This window comes from Bacillus sp. GS3m_15504, from assembly GCF_055825275.1.
Genome location: NZ_JBVVNL010000001.1, coordinates 2,719,335 through 2,742,539, shown reverse-complemented (window position 1 = coordinate 2,742,539; position 23,205 = coordinate 2,719,335). Strand labels below are relative to the sequence as shown.

The window sequence follows — 23,205 nt, the reverse complement described above, 5'->3', positions numbered from 1 at the left end:
TCGTAAAAAAACACGCTTAGCGTGTTTTTTTATTTCCGTTAGTATTATATTTTTTTTCATTCAATTTAATAAAATCCCAAAAACGTTTTAATTCTTCACGTTTCTCAGGGGAAGCGTCTTTAATATCTTTAAACCAGAGGCCTAGCTCTAAATCTAAATCGTTTATTACAGTATCTAGATTAGGTGACCCAATCTTATTAGACTCTGATACTCTTCCTAATAAAAAGTCAGTAGTAACAGAAAAAAGATTTGCTATTTTTAAAATAGTTTCCATAGGTGGTTGTTTAGTATCATTTTCATATGCGGTATATGTAGTACGAGCAACACCTAGTTGATTAGCTACATATGTTTGCGTCCATGCAGCATTCTCTTTCTTTTTCTCTTCACGTAAATACTTAAGTTTTTGACCAAAAGTATTCAAAGTAGTCACCACCATTATACTTAAGTCTTATTTTTAATTATAAACGAATTTTTGAGTTACTAATAGTAACTAGTTAAAATGTTCTTATAAGTAACTTTTTTATTGATTTGTTCCCTTTAGTAACATATAATCTAATTAAGATGTTTTATAAGTAAAAAAAGGAGGTAGTTATATTGAGAGATTGGTTAAAAGAATTTAGATGTAGAGAAGGATATACTCATAAGGAAATTGCAAATAAATGTGAGATATCTAGGAGCTATTATACTCATATTGAGAATGGGAAAAAAACACCTTCTGTAGAAATAGCTCAAAAATTAGGGAGGGTATTAAATTTTAGTTGGATAAATTTTTTTGAAAAACATTGTTCCTAAAAGGAACAATTTATGATGTAGAGAGGTGATCTTAATGATTAATTTTGATATCGATTCATTTCGTCAAATCATCCGTGAAGAAGTGCAAAAAGCAACTGAGCACCTTCAACCAATGAAAGAGTTACCACCATTTTTAACTATTACAGAATTAATGGAACTATTACATATTAAACGTACCAAAGCATCTGAGTTATTAAATCGTTCTGATTTTCCAGTATGTCGTGAAGCAGGAGTTCTTATTCCTACACATCTTCTTTTTAAGTGGATGGAAAATCATACTGACTGGGTCGAAAATCATACTGAGTACTACAATCCATTCAAAGAATCCGTCTAATACTAAGTTACCATGTTGGGTTGTCACAAATAAATAATACTTTAGGTACGAATGGGGGAAGTAAACGATGTCTATAGGAAAAGAAGTTGCTATGGCACGTAAACGGAAGGGAATCACTCAAGAACAACTCTCTTTAGAAATCCCTGTGAGTCGTGAGTCACTAGCGAAATATGAAACTGAAAAACGGCGAATACCGAAAGACTTGCGAAAATGTATTACTGAAGGAATAGATGACCCACAACTGTTTTTTAAAATGTGGAGTGAAGCAACAGGTCATGTAAGTATCCCATTTTTTAATGGAGAATACATAGACCATCATCCTACAAGTATGAGGTACATGGTGCTGCAAGAAACAAATGAAGCTTTGAAACAGCTTGATACATTATGTTGGTTTAAGCCTTCACAAGCATGGTCTGAACACGAGAAAGAATCTATGAAAAAGGCCATGCATGAAATTTTAGATGCTACAGGTTCGATGATGAGTCTTGTAGCGGTGTTATGTGATCAGTATGGTTTTTCAATGACGGATATATTTAAATATTGGAAAGTGTCACTGAGAGCAAGGAAATATACAGATGGTTAATTTGATTATTACTAGGGAGGTTAAAGTAATGACAATTGATTATGTGAGTCCAACTTTAAAGCAATATAAAGAACTGGTAAGAAGAGAAGCAAATTTATATGGGGATATCCGAATTGCATCAATTTGTGGAGATTTTATAAAAGCTAAAAGTTTAAAGCAAGAGAAGAAATTAACGGAGATAAGAATCCGAATTATAGAAGCTGCATTTGTTTTGAAAAATAAAAAGAAAAAAGAAATGGCTACCGCATAGCCCGCGATAACCACAAAATATCAACAAATGAATTATAACATATTCCGATTTAATGCGACAAGCAACTGCGCTTGTCGTTATGGCCAGAAAGATTTGTTCTCCTGTTGTTAATAGTTTATAAGATTGTACTTTCTGGCCATAACGATACGTACAGTATCAAATTATTTGAAGTGTGAGGGATGAAACATGAAAGTAGAAAGTAATCGTCTGTTTGATTTAGTTCTACCAGGAGACTTTTCTTTTGCAAATGAATTACATAACTGCATGATGACATGTATTCATAATATGTTCAATGCTGGTTCGCTTGATGAAGCGGATCATTGGGAGAAAGAGTTAAATAGGTGCGTTAAAGAATTCAGGAGTATTCGTAACGCAAGAGAAGAACATGATGTATCAAAGAGTTATCGTGTGGTTGTAAAAAAGCTTCAAGGGAAAGGGATTAATGCATCAGTAGTTAGTCGAAGAAAATAAAAAATCTATCACTTGGCAGAGTGATAGATTTAAGACTCATATAGCGAGTCTTTATAAATATTAATTTAGTTAAATTATATCAAAGTAAATCAAGTAAAACAATGGAGGATGAATAATATGGCAGTTTATAGACCGGTACACGTTTCATTTTGGCAGGATTCATTTGTTTTAGATCTTACACCAGAGGAAAAGTATTTTTACTTGTATTTGATGACAAACAGTAAAACATCTCAATCAGGAATCTACGAGCTTCCACTTCGTATTATTGAAACTGATACAGGATATAACCGCGAAACTGTTATGAAGCTATTAGAACGTTTTTCCGAGTACGGGAAAATTAATTACAACCAAAAAACAAAAGAGTTGTTCTTAATCAACTGGTTGAAATTCAATCCGATTAAAAATGTAAACATTGAAAAGTGCGTTTTAAAAGAGATTCAATCTGTGAAAGACCAAGATTTTTTAGTTGATTTTTATGAAACTTGTTTGCAATTAGAAAAAGAGCAAGATTTTAAAATTCCTCGTATTAAGGAGTATTTATCAGTCCGTTTGGAGGGGCTTATAAGGGGCTTCCAAGACCCTAGCAAGGAAGAAGAAAAAGAAAAAGAAGAAGAAAAAGAACAACAACAAGAACGCGCAGGCGCGGAACAAGTTGTTGAGGTTAATCCAATTTCTTTTTACGAGCAAAACTTCGGATTCATTACACCTTTTATCGCAGATGGTATTTATGCTTGGATAGATGATTTAAATGCAGAGTTAGTTATTAAGGCTATGAAAATTGCTTTAGAGAAGAATACGAGAAACATGTCTTACGTAAATACGATTTTAAGAGATTGGCATCTTAAAGGCTTTAAAACAGTAGCTGATGTTGAGGCAGCTGATAAAGTATTTCGTGCTCAGCGATTAACAAAATCGCAACAACAGACACAAGCTCCTTATCAACAAAAAGGATTATCGGAATCTACTAAAAACGTATTACAGCAGCAACAAGCATGGGAGCAGAACATTCCAACAGAAGAAGAACTTGCAGTACTTAACCAACAGAATGCGTGGTTGGCCAAATGAGTAACGATATGATTCGTAATGTAGAAGCTGAACAAAGTGTTTTAGGTAGCATAATCCAAGAAGGCGATTTAATTAAAGATTGTCAGCTAAAGGTAAAACAGTTTTCTTTACCAACGCACCAAGTGATATTCAAGGCAATGAGAGAATTAGAAGATGCTGAGGTTCCGATAGATCTTGTTGCTCTCATTGGAAAATTCGATGAAAGCTTTATGCATCAAATTGGCGGAATCGAATTCTTTGTAAACCTGACAGAAGTTGTAACAACAACTAAGAACTTCTCGTATCACGAAGGTTTAGTGATTGAATCTTGGAAGATGCGACATGCTCAAGAGGTTGCTGGTAACTTATATAACCGCCTTCAGCAAGATAGGGATATGAGTGCTATTAGTACCTCAATTGATGAATTAAGCGCCATTGAAGAAACAGGTTATTTAGATGAATTTAATTTAAAGGAAACCCTAGTTGATCTGTATAAGAACATGCAAATTGATGTAGGAGATTTAACTGGTATACCAACTGGTTATGACGACTTGAATAGAATGACAGCGGGGTTACAAGAAGGTGATTTAATTATTGTTGGGGCCCGACCTTCAATGGGGAAAACAGCATTTGTATTAAACGTTGCTTTTCATGCAGCAAGTGCTCATACAGCAACAGGAATCTTCTCGCTCGAGATGGGGGAGGAACAGCTACTAAAGAGAATGATCTCAAGTACTGGAAATATAGATGCTACGAAATTAAAGAATCCTAAGAAGCTATGTAATTTAAAGGATTGGGAAAAGATTAGTCAAGCGATGGGATTAATTAATGATTTACCATTAGAAATTTACGATAAAGCAAATGTCACGATGCAAGAGATTTACGCTAAAACTAGGAAACTAAAGCGTAAGTACCCTGATAAAAAGGTTTTAATTGCAATTGATTATTTGCAGCTTATTGTGGGCGATCAAAAGCATAGGGGAAACCGCATGCAAGAAATCGGCGAGATTAGTCGTAAGTTAAAACTGATGGCAAGAGAATTAAATGTATGTGTAGTTGCATTATCACAGTTAAGCCGTGCTGTAGAAAGTAGGCAAGATAAGAGACCGTTGCTATCAGATTTACGTGAGAATGGTCAAATTGAGCAGGATGCTGATTTAATAGCGTTCTTATACCGTGAAGATTACTATGACCGTGAAACAGAAAATAAGAATATAACGGAAATTATTTTAGCGAAACAGAGGAACGGTCCAGTTGGTGTTGTTGAACTAGCATTCATTAAAGAATTTAGTAAGTTTGTAAATTTAGAGAGAAAGTTCAACCATCAACAGGAGGCTTAATCATGTTGTTACGTCAGGAAGTAGAACGTAGAAAACTAATAATCATTCGTAAATTAATGGGATTAGGATTAGCTCAAATTAACGGGCAAACATTAGATCAACTAACGTTAACGCAGCTTGAAGAAATTTTGATTGCAAGCTTGCAGGTATTGGAGGGGAAAAACAATGCCGAAGCAATTAACAATTTTTGACGTGGAACCAGTCGTATCTTTTGATTCTGAGAAAGCTCATATTCACCGTTTAAATTCAAAATTACGCTATGCAGATGTGGTTGTGCAAATACCACGTCAAGCCAAGGCGATTGATGAATTAAAACCAACGACAGCGCCTGATGAGCGTTATGAGTTGTTTGAGGATTATACAATTGGGATTTGGCGTTATAAAAGAGTAGAGGATAAACAATTTGTATGGGAAGAAGCTGAAGAGATGTGTAAGCGAGCAAGAGATGAAAAAGAGCCGATTCCGATTCGTCTCCATCTATCACTGGAACAATCGTTTGTTCCGGAAAATGTTTTGCAATATTTATAGATAAATAAAAAAGCTGAGATCACTCTCAACTTACTTCGACAAAGTAATTATAACATATGGGAGTGATTTTGGTGGGGATTAGAAAAGAAAATCTTGTTGAAATGACAGCTGAAATTTCATTAAGTCAAAATATGATTTACGTTGTAAAAGATGGAAAGATACATCAGATTGAGCCACCAATAACTGGTTATGGCGAGCAATCATTTGTATATAAAAGTGGGAAAGTAACTCGTATGGATGAGCGAAAGATACAATCGTTTTGATTTTGTTATATATAGATAATTAAATTTATTTTATAGAAAAGTTGAACGTTTATTAAGATATTGCACTATTTGAATTAAAGGGAGGAATAGTCTAGACTATTCATAGAAAAATGAATTGAATAGGAGGCAGATTATGTTTGATTTATTCGGGAGAAAACACAAGAGATTATATGAATATATGATAGATACATATTCTAAGTTAAAAACAGAAAAACAATTAAGTGATATTAAAAAAGAACAATCTGAAAACATTATTAATAACATTTCCAGTATTATTAGTGAGCATAAATATGAAATACTTTCTATAGAGTACAATAAAAAAATTAATGACTATGTGATAGTTTATATACGAAATGACGTAGGAGAGAATCTTACTTTTTCAGGAAAAGAGAGTTTTGATGTTTATATTAAAACTTTAGGCTATAAACAACTCAGGAATAAGAGTGAGATAAACTTTTTTGTTGATTTAAAAACAAAAGAAAAGTCATTTTTTATTGTGGACATTCAAACTGGAGGTAACACTAGTAAAGGTTTTGGTGCTATTGCAATGGATAATTTAATTAAACTAGCAAAAAGATGGGATATATTATGTATATATGGGGATAGATATTTTGAAGACGAGGCTAATAAAGTAAGACAAGAAAAGTATTATAGAAAATACGGATTTAAAGTCACTGAACATTCGATAAGATTAAATTTATAAAAATTGTTATTGTGTATGAATTTTAGCTTAACAATAACGAGAATAGTTAATTACCTAGAAAGATTAGAAGTGTGAGAAAAATGGTAAGGATATACTAGTATCCTACTGAAAGAATCAGTAGAAATCGAACCGCAGTGTATTAGTAATATTACTCTGCAGTTCGATTTCCGCATTTTTATTTTTGTTAGGATCGATAGGAATGAAACTAATTTGTGATCAACATTAAAGAAAGGAAATTGGATTGGCAACATAAAAAATTAAGTATTAGAGTAATAGAGGGGAATAAGTGTATTTATGGTGAAGTATTAGGGTGAAAAAATTTTGTAATTATATATATATTTCTTTCTTATTATTGTTAAAATAGGATTAAGGGATTTTTATTGGAGGGGAAATATTTATGAGTAATGATAAGTTAAGAAAAGAGTTAGAAAAAATGGGGATTAACACTGAAAAGTTAACTGACAAAGATATTGAAAAAATACTAATGAAGTTTACAAAAGGAAAATTTAGCGAGGAAACATTAATAGAATTTTTTAAAGAGAGCAATGTTTCTTCGCAGACATTAATTGATGCTTTGAAAAACTTTGCTAAACTTCATGAAATTTCAGAAGAAAAATATTTTAAAGCATTATACCATCTTATTGATGTGTACAGTGAAGAATTAAAAAAAGCAGAAACTTTGGAAGAAAAAAGACATTGCGATGGGATTTTACGCGACATTTTGGAAATGATGCGTGAAGAAGTTGAAGCAGACAGAAATCATGCTCTTAGATTAGCAATGATTGGCGGTGGAGCAGCAGCCGTTTCAGCAGGTATTGCTGTTTTTGCAATAACTCGTAATCCGAAAGTGTTATTAAAGGGAGCAAGAATGATATCTAAAGGTTTCTTTCGATAAGGAAAGTTCGTAAAAAAAGGTGTTATACTTAATGGCTCTTTTTTCTGACTTGGTAATCCTCTGAATTTTAATAATATGTATTCGAACAAACAGTCAAAAATCATTTTAATTGGAAATAGGACTGTTTTGATAAAAATGGTACAATAGAAATCGAGTGTTTAGTCCTACTGGAAAAACCAGCGGACATCAAACTATAAAGAGCTTTATCAGTATTGCTCTGTAGTTTGGTGTCCGCTTTTTGTATTTCATTATAATTGACAAGGAGTGTTTATATATATGACTCAATTAACTTTCTTACCTAAAATTAATCGAAGAGCAACGCAAGCTCGTTTAGAAGAGATTCTTGAAAATGTGCGTATTTATAGACGATTTGGGATGATTAGAAATGAGATGAAGGTTACAGCTTCTTATGAGGTAAGATATCATGGTCCAACAAACATAATAGGAAAGCCAACTGAAGATGTTGCTTTAGTAAATGTCGCAGTGAGCGAAAGAGAAGCGAAATTACACCGTCTATCTTTTCAAATTGATAAAGCGTTGAGTCGATTTAGCAAAACTCAACGAGACATCATTATAAAACGATATTTGGAAGATGAGGAAGTCTTTGATTATATGGTTTATAACGATATTGGTATGAGTGAACGCACATATAGAAGAAATAAATCTAATGCTTTTTATAAACTTGCTTTTGCTCTTAGATTAGAAGTATATGAGACGGAAGAACAGAATGGTGGGGATAACCTATGAATTTTGTTCAACCTATTCGGGAGCCAGAGCAAATACAACAAATTAAAGAATATCTGAAAGAAAACAGCGAACGCAATTTTATTTTGTTTGTAATGGGAATTAACACAGGTTTACGTATTAGTGACATTCTCAAATTGAAGATAGGTGATTTGAAAGGTAGTCATATTTCGATGAGAGAAAAGAAGACAGGGAAACAAAAACGCATCCAGTTAACTCCAGCGTTAAAAAGAGAATTACGTTGGTATATTGAAGAGAGAGAAGATAGTGAGTATTTAATTAAGAGTCGAGAAGGGAAGAATAAACCAATTGGTCGTAGCATGGCATATAAGATACTTAGAAGTACAGCGGCAGAGTTTGGTTTAGATGAAATTGGAACGCATACATTACGTAAGACATTCGGATATCATATGTACATGCAGACAAAGAATATAGCTTTGCTAATGGAAATATTCAATCATTCAAGTGAACGGGTAACGTTAAGATATATAGGAGTAAACCAAGATGCAATGGATAAAGCAATGACTAGGTTTAAAATCTAATCATTGCTTTATTTATTTTTCACTTCTCCTTCTGCTTCAACTTTATTCTAATCTTCATTATGCCAATTTTCCAAGTAAAAGAAGAGAAGTGATGAATTTATAATTTGTAAAGGGAAATTAAGAAAATCACGAGATTGAAATGGTTACTATACAACTAATAAATAAAAATCTATAAATAGTAATTTAGCGATATTTTTGTTATCATTGTAAATGATGGAAATGTAAAGCTAACTCAATTTAATGAAACTAAAATTATTAAGCATTAAGGTAAATTGAAAAGGAATAAGTTTAATGAAGGAGAAGGGTATTAGTGATTAAACGGATATTTTATTATTTAATAGCTTTTATAATAGGGACTGTTATTTGTGGTCTGTTAGGACTGGTGAATGATAAATTAGGTAAATTTGTAGGTTCATTGTTCATTAGTGTATATACGCTAAAGGTTTATTATGATTGTATGAATAGTACAATTTTAAGAAAGCGATTGGTACGTAATAAAAGGGTAAAGTATAAAACATTACAAGAATGGGTTGAAGGAAAATATAAGGGTTTTTACGAATTGGAGAATACAATATTTGCAGGAGAGGCTAAAACTGATTGTTTAGATAATTTAAAAGTAATTAGAAATCAAATTTTAAAGTTAGGAAAAGAAAAGGTAAAGTTATTACGTGCGCATTTAAAAGTAGTAGATAAGAATGAGTCTTACATAGAATTTTTACTTAAATTTATTACATCGATGGTAATGGGTATATTTCTATGGGGGGTGAAAAGTTTGCTCTTTAAAGAAACGCTGTCTTATGGTTTTGAAGAGGTTATTAATTTAATCACCTATTGTTTTGCTATTTTTATTTGGATCTCATCGATAGTTAGTAATAACCTTGAATCTTGTTATAAGACAAGAGTGTTACTCGAAATAATAGACACCATAGAGGACGATGATTATTATCTAAGTTAATTTTACCAGTTAACGGGGGAACATTAATTAGAAAAACTTAATTAGTTTTTCTAATTAATGTTTCTTTTTGTTTTTATATGCAAAAGAGCTGTAGAGCTGTAGAAATAATTCTCGTATTTTAGGCTATTGATACAGGAAGGTTATGATGTAATTATTATATTTTTTATTGATGGATAAAACAATGACTAGGTTTAACATTTTATCATTACTTTTTCCTTTTAATTCTATACAGTTATTCATTTTTATTGTGATGTGTAACTCAAAAAAGAAAATCGCATAAAAGCATGAATATCAAAGGCTATAGCGTTTGGCCTAGTTACACAAAATATAAGATATGGGTAACTAGATATAAGATTGTAAAAAATGTAATATGTTATTAGTTATATATTTCATAGAGTAATGGAGTGAGAGAAATGAATTGGTATTCAGCAGTAGAAGAGGGGTTAAAATGGATTCAAAGTTTAGGGATATTTACTGTAGGCACCGCAGCGCTAACGGGGATAATCGGTTACCTATTTAAAACATTATTTGCTCATGTTTTAAATAAACAATTAGAAGATCATAAAACGGCTTTAAATAAACAGATATCTGAAAATCAGTTGATGGTAAATAAACAATTAGAAGATCATAAAACGATTTTAACGAGACAGATAGATGAACATAAATCTGAATTGCAAAAATTAGAAAATAAACATCATATTATATTTAATAAGTTACATGAGAATAGAGCAGAGACAATAAAGGTTTTATATTCTAAATTTGTCGATTTAGAAAATAAAATGATTAATTTAACAAAGCTTTTTCGAGCGGCAGGGGAAAAAAGTATGAAAGAAAAAGCGGATGAAGCATTAATGAGCTATGAGGATTTTATAAGTTTTTATAGCGTGAACAGAATATATTTTAATGAAGATGTTTGTGAGCTGATTGATAAAATAGAAAAGGAAATTAGAGGGACATTAATTGATACTGGGGTATACGAATTAAATTTAATTGAATCAGGCCCAGGGAGTAAAGTTAGTGAGCAACAGACACAAATATGGATTAAGAATTGGAATCGTATTGAGAAGGATGTTCCGAAATTAAAAGGAAATCTGGAAGGGGAATTTAGAAAGTTACTGGGAGTTATTGAAAGTTAAAAATGTGGCAGAGTCGTGACCGCTTTTTGGCAGTAAATGTGCCGGTTGTTTTGGAATCAACGTGATATATTTGTATTGTGAGAAGTGGCGGAAAACATTTCTCACATTCCTTTATAATTCAAATGGATCGTTAGACTATGGGTGATGGTTGAGGATTGAATGAGATGTTGTTTCTTGTTTTCAATTCCAAAGTCAAATCTGTTTTGTAAACGGAGAGGGGCTTTTGCTCTTCTTCCAGTTACTTAATAATGTTGGCGCATATGAATGTAACAGCATTAGGTGATTGGAAGAAGAATAAAACTTCACGTACCGCAATTGAAACATAAATGAATAATTGAAAGAAAAGCATCCATTCGGGTGCTTTTTATTTTGGAGGAGGATGAAAGATGACTGTATTTCTATTTTGAAAAATGTAACGATATATGTGAATGGTAAAGAAGCATTAAAAGGTCTTGAGCATTTAATTGAAAAGGATGATGAGTAATGAAACTAACTAAACAAGAACAAGCGGTTGCAATTGGTACATTCATTGCCATGTTAGGACAGGATCTTGTGAATGAGCGTATCGATAAACAGAAGTTAGAAGGTGCGATTCCAATCTTTAATGAGTTAGAAGATAACACAACACCAAAGCAAAAGAGAGAAGCGATGGTTAGTTTGCTTGGTAAGACAATGGATGAATTCTTAGTGACGAATGATGAAAGAATATAAAACCAAACAACAGAAGCGTAAGTTCTATGACAGTGGTGAGTGGAAACAGTTACGTGAACAAGTAAAGAAGCGTGACAACTATGAGTGCCAAGAGTGTAAACGCAATGGTCGAGTACAAACAGATACCAATGAGTACAGTGAGAGTGCGAAGCGTAAGAAGATTCAACTCGTTGTCCATCATATCAAAGAACTTGAACATCATCCTGAGCTTGCATTAGATAAAGACAATCTCGAAACAGTCTGTGTAGATTGCCATAATAAAGAACACGGTAGAGTATTCGAAAAGAAAATCAACAAATGGGAACACGATGAAAAGTGGTAAAAAAGAATCAACAATAACAGTCCCCCCCTTAAAAAATTTCATCAAAAAATGCTCTAAGGGGCACCGGAGGAGGGGGTTAACTGTCAGGTTTTTTCGGAATTACGCACGTAAGGGGGGTGGGTAGATGGCTGTCAGTATTACAAAGTTAAAGGAACAGCTAATGAACAGTATTGATATTGAAGATTTAGTAGAGGTTGAAAAAGTAGAACGATACATTGATCTAGTTAAAGCATTTAGAAAAATAAACAGGACTATCAATCAAGAAGGTGAGTCTGTTACAGTCAAAAACGGATCCCAAGTTTTTGTTAAGGCCCATCCTCTTATAAGTGAGAGAAATAAAATTAACAGTTCTTTAATTGCTTTAGGAAGAGATATAAAGTTTGTTTGTAAACCAAATATCCCTAAGGCTGGTTATAATAAAAGTGATTTAACATGATTAGGCAAAAGTATGTAGAAGAATACATTGGACTTTATCGAAGTGGAAAAATAAAGTTCAACAAAGAGAGAGAACTGTTAATTAATTATCTAGAAAAATACGTTTTAAACAGAGACGATTTGTATTTTGATGATGAAATGATTCAGGATTGTATCAACTTCGGTGAGAAGTGGTATTTTCCATTGCAGCCATTTCAAAAATTCTTAATAGCATTCGTTTTTTTGTTTTATAAGAAAAATGGACGCGTATTTTATCGGAAATTCCTATGGATGTTAGGACGTGGTGGCGGTAAAAATGGTCTGATATCTGTAATTATTCACTTTTTAATTAGTGAATTGCACGGTATTCCAGAGTATAACATTTCCGTTGTTGCAAATAGTGAAGAACAAGCAAAAACAAGTCCTGACGAAGTTCATAAGTGCGTTAAAAAAAATGAGATTTTACAGAGAGCCTTTAAAACAACATTAACTCAAACTGTTTCAAAAGCTACTGAAAGTGTACTAAAGTTTAGAACTTCAAATGGTGATACAAAAGATGGGCTACGTGATGGTGCGGTTGTATTTGATGAAATACATCAATATGAAAGTAATAAAGACGTTCGAGTCCATATCAGCGGTTTAGGGAAAAAGAAAAACCCACGCGAGTTTTATATTGGTACAGATGGATATGTACGTGATGGTTTCTTAGATAAGCAAAAAGATAAAGCGGTGAAGGTTTTAAAAGGTGAAGCTCGTCCCAATGCTGTATTTCCATTTATCTGTAAGCTTAATGATGAAAAGGAAGTCGATGACATTGATAATTGGGAATTAGCAAATCCAATGTTATCAAAACCGTTAAGTGAGTATGCTGAAGGGTTGCTTGAAACGATAAAGGAAGAATATGAAGATTTAGAGGATGATCCAAGTAACCGAGAAGAGTTTATGACAAAGCGTATGAACTTACCAGTTACAAATCTAGAACGATCTGTTGCAAAATGGTCAGAGATTCTTGCTACAAACCGTCCATTTCCTAATTTATATGCTCAAGAATGCATAGGAGCGTTAGACTTTGCAAGTATTCGAGATTTTGCAGCATGTGGTCTTTTATTTAGACGAAATGGTGAATATATTTTTAAAACTCATTCCTTAGTACGAAAAGAATTTGTTGATATCTATTACGGGTATTCTAAAAAAGCCGGCGAGTTCAAGAAACAAAAATTCGCTCCAATTAAAGAGTGGGAAGAGCAAGGGCTACTAACAGTTGTGGATGAACCGACTATTAATCCTCAACACATTGTTGATTGGTTTGTAGAAATGCGAGAACAATATGGAATTAAAAAGATTATAGCTGATAACTTCAGAATGGAAGCAATAAGGCCACTATTAGTAGCAGAAGGGTTTGAAATAGAGGTTATACGAAACCCAAAAGCAATTCATAGTTTATTAGCTCCACGTATTGAAATGGCGTTTGCAAATCAACAAATTGTGTTTGATGATAATCCACTAATGCGTTGGTATACACAAAATGTTTTGGTTGTTATCAAAGCTGATGGAAATAAAATATATGAAAAGAAAGAGCCCGTTCGTCGAAAAACAGATGGGTTTCAGTGTTTTGTTCATGCTCTTTATCGGGCGGACGAGATACAAGAAGCTACTGACTTTGTTATAGGCAATATTAAATTCTAATAAAGGGGGTGATAACCATTGGATGGTTAGGTTCAGTATTTAAAAGAAATAAAGAATTAGAATTCATGTTGGATCTAGACATAATAACTGATACAGCAAACAGGCTTCATATGAAACGTTTGGCGATTGATACATGCGTATCATTTTTAGGAAGGACAATTAGTCAATCTGAATTTAGAGTAAGAAATGGTAAAGCATTTAAGAAGGATGAGCTTTATTATCGATTAAATGTAAGACCAAACAAGAATATGACCGCAAGTACCTTTTGGGAAAGGTTTGTTCGCAAACTTATTTATGATAATGAGTGTTTAGTTATACAAGCTGATGATGGGGATTTACTTATTGCAGATGGATTTCAACATAATGAGTATGCTGTGTTTGAAGATACTTTTACTGATGTAAGGGTAAAAGATTATACGTTTAAGAGAAGTTTTAAGCAAAGCGAAGTTATTCATTTGAAGTATCGGAATGATAAATTATCTCCACTTATTGATGGACTATTTGCAGACTACGGAGATTTATTCGGCAGGATATTAAACTCTCAAAAACGTAAAAATCAAGTTCGTGGTACGGTTGATATGGATATGATTGGTGCCAAAACTGAAGAACAAATAGCAAAGTTACAAGAGTTTATAGACAACATGTATAAATCAATTGGTTCAAAAGATATAGCTATTGTTCCACAACAAAAAGGTATAAATTATAACGAGATATACAATGGTGTTGCGAATGGTCCAAGCGTGGAAGAAATTAATAAAGTAACAAATGGTTTCTTAAATCAAGTAGCTATGGCAATTGGTATTCCTGTAGCTTTGATATATGGAGAAATGGCTGATGTAGAAAAGCAAACGAAAAATTATATGCTTTTTACAGTAAGGCCATTATTAAAAAAGCTATCTGATGAAGCGAACGTTAAATTCTTTGAAATGAGTGAATATCTTTTAGGACAAAAAATTGAAGTTAAGGCTGTTTCCTATCAAAGTATATTTGATCTTGCGACAAGTATTGATAAACTCATTTCTTCAAGTGCATTTACAGGAAATGAAATTCGTTCAGAAGTAGATTATGAAGAGTCGGATGATCCAAATCTAAATATCCATCATATTACGAAGAACTATACAAAATTAAATGAATCTGAAGGAGGTGAGAAATGATGGAACATGTGAGTATGAATAAGCTTTTGAATTTAAAGCGAGATATTCGTTTTGAAGCTAAAGGTGAAAATGAATACAAATTAACTGTTTATGGGTCAATTGGTGGATGGTTTAGTGAAAACAATGCTGAAGCAGTAAGAAGAAAAATTCAAGATGTTAAAGCAGAAAAAATTCACGTTCATATTAATTCGGGGGGAGGTTCCGCATTCGATGGTGTAGCAATTTGTAATCAGTTAAAGCAACATAATGCAGAAATTATAGTTCATATTGATGGTTGGGCGGCTAGTGCCGCATCTGTAATTGCAATGGCAGGTGATAAAATCATTATGCCTAGTAATACTATGATGATGATTCATCAAGCGAGTACCTTTGAATATGGAAATGCAGATCTTTTTGAAAAAACAGCACGAGATTTACGAAAGATTGATTCAGCTTTAGCAGCATCTTATAAAAAACGCTTTGTTGGAACAGACGAAGAATTAAAACAACTTCTAAAAGATGAAACTTGGCTAACAGCAGAGGAAGCGGTTGCTCTTGGTTTAGCTGACGAAATTGCTGATGAAATTGAAATTGATGATACGCAAGAAGATGAAGAAGTGGAAGTTGTAGAAAATTTCAAAGAAGATTTAGTAGCAAAGTATATGCAACAACCAAATAATCAAAATTCAAAAGAGCCTATTCAAGAGCCTGTTAATACAAAACAGAATCTGAGTACGCTCTTTTTAAATTTAGGGGGAAAATAAAATATGGTGATTAAATTTAATGATTTTGAAGATAAGAAACTAGCTTTCGCGAAAGCAACGCAGGAAGGTACGCCAGAAGAACAAACGGCAGCATTAAACTCCATGATTGAGGCACTTGCTACAGATGTGCGAGTAGATATTTTAAATCAAGTAAATGAATCTATGGTAGACCGTTCTATTATGCAATCTCGTGGTTCCAATGTATTAACAAGCGAAGAAATGAAGTTCTTTAATGCGGTTGTGCAAGATGGCGGATTTAAAGATACTGAGATTTTACCTAAAACAACACAAGAGCGAATCTTTGACGATTTAGTAAGTGGACATTCATTCTTAGAGCATATTGGGTTAGAAAATTTAGGAGCTGTTACAGAACTTATCTATGGAGATCCAGAAGGTGCAGCTGTATGGGGACCATTATTTGGTGATATTCAAGGACAACTAAATGCTACGTTCCGAAAAGAACCTATTACACAACTTAAATTAACAGCATTTATTCCACTATCAAATGATATGTTAAATTTAGGTCCAGTATGGGTAGAACGTTATGTTCGCACAATGATTACAGAAGCAATGGCAGTTGGATTGGAGCGAGGGTTTGTAGTGGGTACAGGTAAAAATGAGCCTATTGGATTATTAAAAGACCCTAGTGGAAGTGTTACGAATGGGGTATATCCAGATAAAAAAGTCGCTGGAACTTTAACTTTTGAACCTGGTCGTAAAACAATTAATGAATTGAAAAATGTTGTTAAGTTACTTGCTAAAAAATTAAAAGCTGATGGTAAGGATGCAGATAAGCCGAAGAATATTGCAGGGAAAGTAGTTATGGTGACGAATCCGTTTGACACGTTTGATGTTCAAGCAAATGCAACAACTTTAAATGCAGCTGGGGTTTATGTAACGAGCTTACCATTTAATCCAACACCTACAGAATCAGTGTTTGTACCTCAAGGGAAAGTGTTATTTTTTGTTAAAGGGCAGTATATTGCAGCAATGGGTGGAACGGAGCCGATTAAAAAGTTTGATCAAACGTTAGCGTTAGAGGATGCAACACTTTATATCGCTAAACAATATGCTACAGGTAAACCAAAAGATAAATATGCTGCACAAGTTTATGAATTGAAAATTGAGGAAGTAACGCCACCGACACAAGGATGATGTGAATGGATACAGTAATTTCAGATGTAATTATACAGGAGTTCAAAGATAGGATGCACTTAGGGGATGAGGAAGATGATAACCTAAAGCGCATCCTTTCTACATCTAACAAGGCATTACTTAGGGTTTGTGGAGCTTACGATTTAAATAATGACGAGGAGTTCAAGGAATTAGTCTTTGAACGCTCTCGTTATGTTTATAACGATGCACTAGAGTATTTTGACAAGAATTTTTTAAATCAGATTAATAGTTTAGGCATCGATAAAGCATTAGAAGAAATTAAATTGGACGGTGATTAATATGCGTCCTTTTCAGTATAAAAACCCACTGAATACTGGCGATTGTAGAAATCGAATTATCATTGAACAACCTGAAGTAATAAAAGATGAACTAAATCAAGAAGTTGAAACAGGGAATTGGCAAGAAGTTAAAAAGGCATGGGCAATGATAAAAACAGTAAAAGGCTCAGAGTATATTGAAGCTTCGGCTTCACAGTCTACACGGATTTATCGGTTTGTAGTTCCTTATACAACAGGGATTACAGAATTAATGCGAATTACTATGAAGGGTCGTATTTTTGATATTATCGAACCGCCAATGAATGATGATGAAATGTATCAAACATTGACTATTATCGCAAAGGAGCATACTTGATATGGATGATTTTGCGAGTGATCTTGCTAGAGAATTGCAAAGATATGCAAATGTTGTGGAAGAGGAATTACTTATAGCACAAGAAGAAGTGGCTGATGTTGCTGTAGAAAAATTAAAGCAAGACAGTCCTAAAAAAACAGGTGCGTATCGTAAAAGGTGGCGTAAGAAAAAAGATGGTAAGAATATTGTTATTTATAATACAAAGGGACAATTAACACATCTTTTAGAAAAAGGTCATGCAAAAGCTGAAGGTGGTCGAGTTCCAGCGCAAGTACACATCAGTCCGGTTGAAGATTATATTATTGATGAATTGCCAAGACGTATAGAAGGGGCGGTTCAACAATGACATTAGGTGAAGTAACGAAAATTCTTGAGGCTACAGGCTACCCTGTGGCTTATTCGCATTTCACAGCAACACCAGTCAAGCCAGTACCGAAGCCACCATATATTTGTTTTCTTGTGGATGGATCAGCAAATTTAATGGCTGACAATAAGGTTTATCACAAAATAAATGATTTAAATATTGAGCTTTATACAGTAAAAAAAGACTTAACTGCAGAAGCAAAACTTGAACAAGTCCTAGACGATCATGAGATTCCTTATGATTCGTATGGGACTTTTATTGAATCTGAAAAAATGTATCAAAAAATATACGAAACGAGGTTGATATAAATGAATGAAAACAAAGTAATTTTCGGTCTAAAGAAAGTGCATTACAGTGTTATCACTGAAGACGAAACAGGAAAAATCATATACGGAACTCCAGCTAAATTACCAGGTGCGGTTGAAATGAAATTGGAGCCAAAAGGCGAGCAATCAGACTTCTATGCTGACGATAGCAATTATTACACTGAATCAAGTAACCAAGGTTATGAAGGAACTTTGAATCTTGCTAAGTTAACAGAAGCTTTTCGAACTGAAGTACTAGGCGAAGTTTTAGATGAAAAAGACAAAGTTATTTCAGAAGTCTCAAATGCAAAAACAAAAAAAATTGCTCTTATGTTTGAATTTGATGGCGATGTAAAAGCCATTCGTCATTTACTATACAATGTGACTGTATCACGTCCTGGATTCGGTTCTTCCACAAAGAGTGATAAAACAGAGCCAACTACAACGGAATTGAAATTCGTTGCATCACAGCATCCAGAAACATTAAAAGTGAAGGATTCAACAACAGTAGGTACGCCAGCAGCTATTTATGATGCTTGGTATACAAAAGTTTACGAAAAAGTTGTAGGAGCGTAATTAAATGGAAAAAACAATTGTCATTGATGAAAAAGCAGTCCTTTTGAAAAGTACCGCTGGCACGGCAATCCGCTATAAATCACAATTTAGACGTGATATGTTTGCGGATATCCTTGGTTTGGGGGTACTTTCTTCATATATTTCAACTGATGGTGACCAAAATAATATCGATCTTTCGCAGGTAGATCTAAGTAAATTAGATTTTGAAGTTATTTATAACTTAGTTTGGGCATTTGCTAAGACAGCAAATAAGGACGTACCAGATCCATTAACTTGGCTAGATACATTCGGCGAATTTCCTATCACTGAAATTATCACTGAAATCCAGGACTTAATTAAAAGTACTGTTCAGTCAAAAAAAAAATAACAGAAGATGAACAAGGGCAAGGACGTAGCGATGGGCAAGGAATGTTTTCCGTTGATACATTCCTTGCTCTTTGTTATTCATGCAAATTATCAAAAGAAGATTTAGAAGATATGACAATAGGTGATTGCTTGGATTATATCGATGAGTATGTTGAATTACGAAATCCGAAGAAAGAACAAGAAAACACAAGAACAGCTACACAAGATGACTTTAATAATTTCTAAGCGAGTGAGGTGATAACATGGCAGGAAGAATTAAGGGAATAACGATAGAAATCGGCGGGAACACTCAACCGTTACAGAACGCCTTAAAAGACGTTAACAAACAAAGTGAAGCCGTAACTAAAGAGCTAAAAGATATTGAACGACTCTTGAAATTCAATCCAGGCAATGTGGAGGCACTAGCGCAAAAACAACAATTGCTTACTCAACAAATTGAGAATACAACGAAAAAATTAGATAGCTTAAAAGCAGCCCAACAGCAAGTGCAAGCACAGTTTGAAAGTGGCGCGATTAACGAGAAGCAATATCGAGCGTTCAGGCGTGAAATTGAATTTACAGAAGGGCAACTTAATGGATTCAAAAACAGTCTTGCAGGATTAAAGGCTGAGCAAGAAAAAGCAGCAAGTTCAACAAGACAATTAGAGACTTTATTTAGCGCCACTGGAAAAAGTGTTGATGATTTTGCAGATGCATTAGGGAATCGTCTTGTAAATGCAATTAAAAACGGTACCGCATCAAGTAGGCAGTTACAACAAGCCATTGAGATAATCGGTAGAGAAGCTCTAGGAGCTGAAGCTGATATTGAGAAGCTACAACAGGCGCTTCGTTCTGTTGATGATGGTAATTCCATTCAAAACATAAGAAACGACTTAAATCAACTTTCCCAAGAAGCAGAACAAGCAGGTGAAAGTGTTAAAGGATTAGGTGTTGAATTAGAAAACGTATTGGGTGGAATAGTTGCTGGTGGGGGCATTCAGGAAGTCATCGGACAGGCTTTAGACATGTCAGAGTTAAAGACAAAAATTGATATTAATTTTGACGTTCCAGAATCCTCAAAGCGATCTGTGGAAGATGCAGTTAGAACTGTTATTGCATATGGCGGTGATGCAGAGGAAGCGCTGGAGGGTGTACGTAGACAATGGGCATTAAATAAAGATGCTTCTGACGCAGCAAATACGGAAATTATAAAAGGGGCAGCTAACATCGCTAGTTCCTATTCGCAGATTGATTTTACAGAATTAATACAAGAAACCAATGAAATTGGTAGCGAATTAAATATTTCAAATAAAGAAGCGCTAGGATTAGTTAACTCTCTTTTGAAAATAGGTTTTCCGCCAGAACAACTCGATATTATTGCTGAATACGGCCAGCAACTAAGACGGGTTGGTTATACGGCACAAGAAGTACAAAGTATTATGGCAAGTGCAGCTTCTCAAAAATCTTGGAATATCGATAACTTATTAGATGGACTAAAAGAAGGACGTATTCGTTCTGTTGAAATGGCACGTGGATTAAGCAACAGTATGAAAGATTCTATTCGTGATGTTGTGGATGATACTGAGAAAATGTCTGATGAACAAGTTTCAGCGATGCAAAAAGGACTCGCGAAACAAGAATCTGAACTTGCTAAATCATTTAGTAATCAAGAAAAGGCGCTCTCTAAAAGTCATAGCAAAAGACAAAATGAATTAGCTAAAATTCTTGATACTGAGTACAATGCAGTTTCCAAAAGTTATGAAAATCAGCAAAAGAATTTAGAGAAGAAACTTAGCGCTCAATATGATGCAACATCTAAAAATTACGATAGGCAACAAAAAGCGCTTGAAAAGTCCCTCGAAGCGGAACTTAAAGCGTTCGAAAAATCATCTGAACAGAAAATAAAACTCATTGATAAAGAATATATGGCACGTCTGAAAGTGATCGATGAGGAAAAATATAATCGTCTTAAAGCGGTTGACGATCAAATTAATTCTTTGGATGTGAAAACGGCAGCTGAAGATAAATATTTTAAAGACCGTGAGAATGCTGAAAAACGTGCTGATTTAAAGGTGAAAATAAGCAAAGCCAAAAACGAAGAAGAGCGTCAGGCAGCAGTAAAAGCATTGCGAGATCTTGAAGAGAAAATGCAGCTTGATAAAATACGTGAAGAACGTAAAAGTCAGATTGACAGATTAAAAGAGGAAAAAGACAGTATTAAAGAAGCATCTGACGCAAAGAAAGAAGCGTTGAAGTCAGAGATTGATAGCCGAAAAGAGCAAGTTAAAGAGCAAATAAACAATGAAAAGGAAGCGCTGAAAGAACGACAGCAAGAACAAAAAGAGGCTTTCCAGCAGAACAAACAAGAGAATTTAAAAGCGATTAGCGAATCAAATAAAGCACAACTTGATTCGTTAAGAGAAGTGAATCAAGCAAACTTATCAGCTTTGAAAGAAAGTCACAATAACCGTAAACAAGCGTTAAGTGAGCGTTTGAGCGATGAAATGGACGCTGTACGAGAAGCTAGCTCATAGGGAAGAACTTGAATCTTTCAAAGAAATGAATGCGGAGAAACTGGAACTTGCGAAAAATCCACCAGATAGTGCGGCAGTACAAGAAATGTTTGCTCAATTAGAAGGCTGGGGCAAAGCGATTGCTAAAGGTGGCGAAGAAGGTAAGCAGGCATTTGTAGATATGGTTAAATGGCTAGATCAAATCGATGATGCTGCTTTGCGAGAAGCGATTGGCGTAGAACTGTTTGGTACAATGTTTGAAGATCAAGGTCAAAATATCATCAATACAATTTTAGAAACAGAAGAAAAACAAGCTGATTTAAAAAAAGGAATAGATGATTTACAAGAATCGGCAAATAAAATGGATGCATCACCGATGGTCAAATGGAAAGATGCGATGAAAGAGTTAAAAGAATCTCTTGAACCAGTGTTACTTACAGTAGCTGATGTCGTTTCGGCATTTGCTGGTTTCATATCAGCTCATCCAGTGCTAGCAGCCACAATTACAGCTATAACAGTTGCAATTGGTATACTTGTTGGTATTTGTGCGGCTCTCGCCCCAGTAATATTCTTAGCCACATCAGGGGCTATTACCTTTGCGGGAGTTATGGCTGTTCTAACAAGCCCGATTGCTTTAGTGGTTGCGGCAATTGCAGGATTAATTGCTATATGGGTATTATTCGGCGATAAAATAATGGCTATATACAATGAATATTTCAAACCCACGATAGATCAAATAGTATCTATAATTACTGAGACTTTACAGCCAGTCTTTGATGAAGGTTTTAAAATCATAAAAGATATTGTTAAAGATGCATTTGAAATTATCAAACGTGTGTGGGATGAAATACTATCACCTGTTTTTTCAGCCATTGGTTCCATTATCAAAACAGTTCTTTTACCAGCGTTTAAATTTGTATTCTCTGCTATTGGTAGTGTAGTGTCAGATGCATTTAGTGGAATAAAGGATATGTGGAATAATGTTTTAAAACCAATTCTTAACGGAATTATAGATTTCATTTCCGGTATTTTCTCAGGAAACTGGGAAAAAGCATGGGGAGGAATTGTGAAAATATTCAGCGGTGTTTTCGAAGGTATTAAATCAGCGGCGAAAGCACCAATAAATGCTGTAGTATCAATGCTTAATGGATTGATTGAAGGTATTAACAGCATAGAAATGCCGGATTGGGTCCCGTTTATTGGAGGTAGCAAACCGAATATCCCTAGAATTCCTATGTTAGCAACTGGAGGACATGTTCTTGGGGATGGATCGTTTATTGCTGGAGAAGCTGGACCAGAGTTATTTACCAAGAGAGGTAATCGTGTATCTGTTACGCCATTATCTTCAAATGAAAAATCACTTGGTATCACAGGTACTATGAGTCGATTAATTGGCGATATGAGTTATTCAATGGCTAGTTCTATGAAAGAGCTATCTGGCTTAAAAAGCGTAATGAGCAATGTATATGGCAGTATGGCTAGCAGCTCTCAAGCAATGAGTCGAAACGCTAGTCCAAGAAGTGTGGAAGGTAACACTTCTAAATCAAATGCTAATGTTTCATATAATTTAGCTGACATGTTTAGAGGTTCAACATTTGTCATTAGAGAAGAAGCGGATGTACAAAAATTAGCAAGAGAAATGACTAAAATTATTAATGGAGCGGGTAGAAAGGTGTGATGAAA

At 34.1% G+C, this 23,205-nt stretch carries 31 protein-coding genes and 1 pseudogene; 31 read left to right on the top strand and 1 reads right to left on the bottom strand.

The genetic code is table 11. The annotated features are described in order from the left end of the window. Positions 1–16: 16 nt before the first annotated feature. Complete coding sequence (locus AC0L0O_RS14435; RefSeq protein WP_473785841.1) at positions 17–421, bottom strand: helix-turn-helix domain-containing protein; 405 nt, start codon at positions 419–421, stop codon at positions 17–19. Positions 422–594: 173 nt separating this feature from the next. Here AC0L0O_RS14435 and AC0L0O_RS14430 point away from each other — a divergent pair, with 173 nt between their 5' ends. The 31 genes and pseudogenes from AC0L0O_RS14430 to AC0L0O_RS14280 all read left to right on the top strand — a co-directional run bounded on the left by AC0L0O_RS14430 (position 595) and on the right by AC0L0O_RS14280 (position 23,200). Then, on the top strand, positions 595–792 hold the full coding sequence (locus tag AC0L0O_RS14430; RefSeq protein ID WP_473785840.1) for a helix-turn-helix transcriptional regulator: 198 nt from the start codon (positions 595–597) through the stop codon (positions 790–792). Positions 793–826: 34 nt separating this feature from the next. After that, positions 827–1,126, top strand: coding sequence for a DNA-binding protein (locus tag AC0L0O_RS14425; protein ID WP_473785839.1), 300 nt, complete (start codon positions 827–829; stop codon positions 1,124–1,126). A 67-nt stretch (positions 1,127–1,193) separates the two neighbouring features. Continuing rightward, a complete protein-coding gene (locus AC0L0O_RS14420; RefSeq protein WP_473785838.1) occupies positions 1,194–1,709 on the top strand; it encodes a helix-turn-helix domain-containing protein in 516 nt (171 codons plus the stop codon). 28 nt (positions 1,710–1,737) lie between these two features. Beyond that, the gene (locus tag AC0L0O_RS14415; protein ID WP_097809072.1) at positions 1,738–1,959 is read left to right on the top strand and encodes an RNA polymerase subunit sigma; all 222 of its coding nucleotides are present in this window, start codon (positions 1,738–1,740) and stop codon (positions 1,957–1,959) included. A 186-nt stretch (positions 1,960–2,145) separates the two neighbouring features. Continuing rightward, positions 2,146–2,430: a hypothetical protein gene (locus AC0L0O_RS14410; protein ID WP_473785837.1), complete on the top strand. Its 285-nt coding sequence runs from the start codon at positions 2,146–2,148 to the stop codon at positions 2,428–2,430. Positions 2,431–2,547: 117 nt separating this feature from the next. Next, complete coding sequence (locus tag AC0L0O_RS14405; RefSeq protein WP_473785836.1) at positions 2,548–3,495, top strand: DnaD domain-containing protein; 948 nt, start codon at positions 2,548–2,550, stop codon at positions 3,493–3,495. Beyond that, entirely contained in the window at positions 3,492–4,814 is a 1,323-nt protein-coding gene (gene dnaB, locus AC0L0O_RS14400; protein WP_473785835.1) for a replicative DNA helicase, read from the top strand. Before AC0L0O_RS14405 ends, dnaB begins: the two co-directional genes overlap by 4 nt. A 2-nt stretch (positions 4,815–4,816) precedes the next feature. Further along, positions 4,817–5,005, top strand: coding sequence for a hypothetical protein (locus AC0L0O_RS14395; RefSeq protein ID WP_473785834.1), 189 nt, complete (start codon positions 4,817–4,819; stop codon positions 5,003–5,005). After that, the gene (locus AC0L0O_RS14390; RefSeq protein WP_473785833.1) at positions 4,980–5,342 is read left to right on the top strand and encodes a cell division protein SepF; all 363 of its coding nucleotides are present in this window, start codon (positions 4,980–4,982) and stop codon (positions 5,340–5,342) included. Before AC0L0O_RS14395 ends, AC0L0O_RS14390 begins: the two co-directional genes overlap by 26 nt. A gap of 71 nt (positions 5,343–5,413) precedes the next feature. Beyond that, positions 5,414–5,605: a DUF3954 domain-containing protein gene (locus AC0L0O_RS14385; RefSeq protein WP_473785832.1), complete on the top strand. Its 192-nt coding sequence runs from the start codon at positions 5,414–5,416 to the stop codon at positions 5,603–5,605. A gap of 133 nt (positions 5,606–5,738) precedes the next feature. Then, complete coding sequence (locus AC0L0O_RS14380) at positions 5,739–6,308, top strand: hypothetical protein (protein ID WP_473785831.1); 570 nt, start codon at positions 5,739–5,741, stop codon at positions 6,306–6,308. Positions 6,309–6,705: 397 nt separating this feature from the next. Beyond that, positions 6,706–7,203 (top strand): hypothetical protein, encoded by a 498-nt coding sequence (locus AC0L0O_RS14375; RefSeq protein WP_063221093.1) that lies wholly within the window; start codon positions 6,706–6,708, stop codon positions 7,201–7,203. Positions 7,204–7,479: 276 nt separating this feature from the next. Continuing rightward, a complete protein-coding gene (locus AC0L0O_RS14370) occupies positions 7,480–7,950 on the top strand; it encodes an ArpU family phage packaging/lysis transcriptional regulator (RefSeq protein ID WP_473785830.1) in 471 nt (156 codons plus the stop codon). Further along, entirely contained in the window at positions 7,947–8,489 is a 543-nt protein-coding gene (locus AC0L0O_RS14365) for a site-specific integrase (protein ID WP_473785829.1), read from the top strand. Before AC0L0O_RS14370 ends, AC0L0O_RS14365 begins: the two co-directional genes overlap by 4 nt. A 310-nt stretch (positions 8,490–8,799) precedes the next feature. Continuing rightward, positions 8,800–9,444 (top strand): 3-hydroxyisobutyrate dehydrogenase, encoded by a 645-nt coding sequence (locus AC0L0O_RS14360; RefSeq protein WP_473785828.1) that lies wholly within the window; start codon positions 8,800–8,802, stop codon positions 9,442–9,444. Between the two features lie 413 nt (positions 9,445–9,857). Then, positions 9,858–10,580, top strand: a complete 723-nt coding sequence (locus AC0L0O_RS14355; protein WP_001104804.1) for a hypothetical protein — start codon at positions 9,858–9,860, stop codon at positions 10,578–10,580. Positions 10,581–11,063: 483 nt separating this feature from the next. After that, positions 11,064–11,291 (top strand): hypothetical protein, encoded by a 228-nt coding sequence (locus tag AC0L0O_RS14350; protein ID WP_000778967.1) that lies wholly within the window; start codon positions 11,064–11,066, stop codon positions 11,289–11,291. Then, entirely contained in the window at positions 11,278–11,613 is a 336-nt protein-coding gene (locus AC0L0O_RS14345) for an HNH endonuclease (RefSeq protein ID WP_000666395.1), read from the top strand. Before AC0L0O_RS14350 ends, AC0L0O_RS14345 begins: the two co-directional genes overlap by 14 nt. 124 nt (positions 11,614–11,737) lie before the next feature. After that, the gene (locus tag AC0L0O_RS14340; RefSeq protein ID WP_428888723.1) at positions 11,738–12,049 is read left to right on the top strand and encodes a P27 family phage terminase small subunit; all 312 of its coding nucleotides are present in this window, start codon (positions 11,738–11,740) and stop codon (positions 12,047–12,049) included. After that, on the top strand, positions 12,046–13,713 hold the full coding sequence (locus tag AC0L0O_RS14335) for a terminase large subunit domain-containing protein (protein WP_428888724.1): 1,668 nt from the start codon (positions 12,046–12,048) through the stop codon (positions 13,711–13,713). Before AC0L0O_RS14340 ends, AC0L0O_RS14335 begins: the two co-directional genes overlap by 4 nt. Before the next feature lie 8 nt (positions 13,714–13,721). After that, a complete protein-coding gene (locus AC0L0O_RS14330; protein ID WP_428888725.1) occupies positions 13,722–14,867 on the top strand; it encodes a phage portal protein in 1,146 nt (381 codons plus the stop codon). After that, positions 14,867–15,610, top strand: a complete 744-nt coding sequence (locus tag AC0L0O_RS14325) for a head maturation protease, ClpP-related (protein ID WP_428888726.1) — start codon at positions 14,867–14,869, stop codon at positions 15,608–15,610. The genes AC0L0O_RS14330 and AC0L0O_RS14325 overlap by 1 nt, the downstream gene beginning before the upstream one ends. Before the next feature lie 3 nt (positions 15,611–15,613). Beyond that, a complete protein-coding gene (locus AC0L0O_RS14320; protein ID WP_428888727.1) occupies positions 15,614–16,765 on the top strand; it encodes a phage major capsid protein in 1,152 nt (383 codons plus the stop codon). Positions 16,766–16,770: 5 nt separating this feature from the next. Further along, on the top strand, positions 16,771–17,064 hold the full coding sequence (locus AC0L0O_RS14315; protein WP_428888728.1) for a hypothetical protein: 294 nt from the start codon (positions 16,771–16,773) through the stop codon (positions 17,062–17,064). 1 nt (position 17,065) lies between these two features. Next, the gene (locus tag AC0L0O_RS14310) at positions 17,066–17,419 is read left to right on the top strand and encodes a phage head closure protein (protein WP_428888729.1); all 354 of its coding nucleotides are present in this window, start codon (positions 17,066–17,068) and stop codon (positions 17,417–17,419) included. A 1-nt stretch (position 17,420) separates the two neighbouring features. After that, entirely contained in the window at positions 17,421–17,765 is a 345-nt protein-coding gene (locus AC0L0O_RS14305; RefSeq protein ID WP_428888730.1) for an HK97 gp10 family phage protein, read from the top strand. Further along, the gene (locus AC0L0O_RS14300) at positions 17,762–18,091 is read left to right on the top strand and encodes a hypothetical protein (RefSeq protein WP_428888731.1); all 330 of its coding nucleotides are present in this window, start codon (positions 17,762–17,764) and stop codon (positions 18,089–18,091) included. Before AC0L0O_RS14305 ends, AC0L0O_RS14300 begins: the two co-directional genes overlap by 4 nt. After that, a complete protein-coding gene (locus AC0L0O_RS14295; RefSeq protein ID WP_428888732.1) occupies positions 18,092–18,664 on the top strand; it encodes a major tail protein in 573 nt (190 codons plus the stop codon). A gap of 4 nt (positions 18,665–18,668) precedes the next feature. Continuing rightward, complete coding sequence (locus AC0L0O_RS14290) at positions 18,669–19,031, top strand: hypothetical protein (RefSeq protein ID WP_428888733.1); 363 nt, start codon at positions 18,669–18,671, stop codon at positions 19,029–19,031. Positions 19,032–19,072: 41 nt separating this feature from the next. Further along, positions 19,073–19,255: a hypothetical protein gene (locus AC0L0O_RS14285; protein WP_428888734.1), complete on the top strand. Its 183-nt coding sequence runs from the start codon at positions 19,073–19,075 to the stop codon at positions 19,253–19,255. Between the two features lie 17 nt (positions 19,256–19,272). Next, positions 19,273–23,200: pseudogene (locus AC0L0O_RS14280) on the top strand (phage tail protein). The last annotated feature ends 5 nt before the right edge of the window (positions 23,201–23,205 follow it).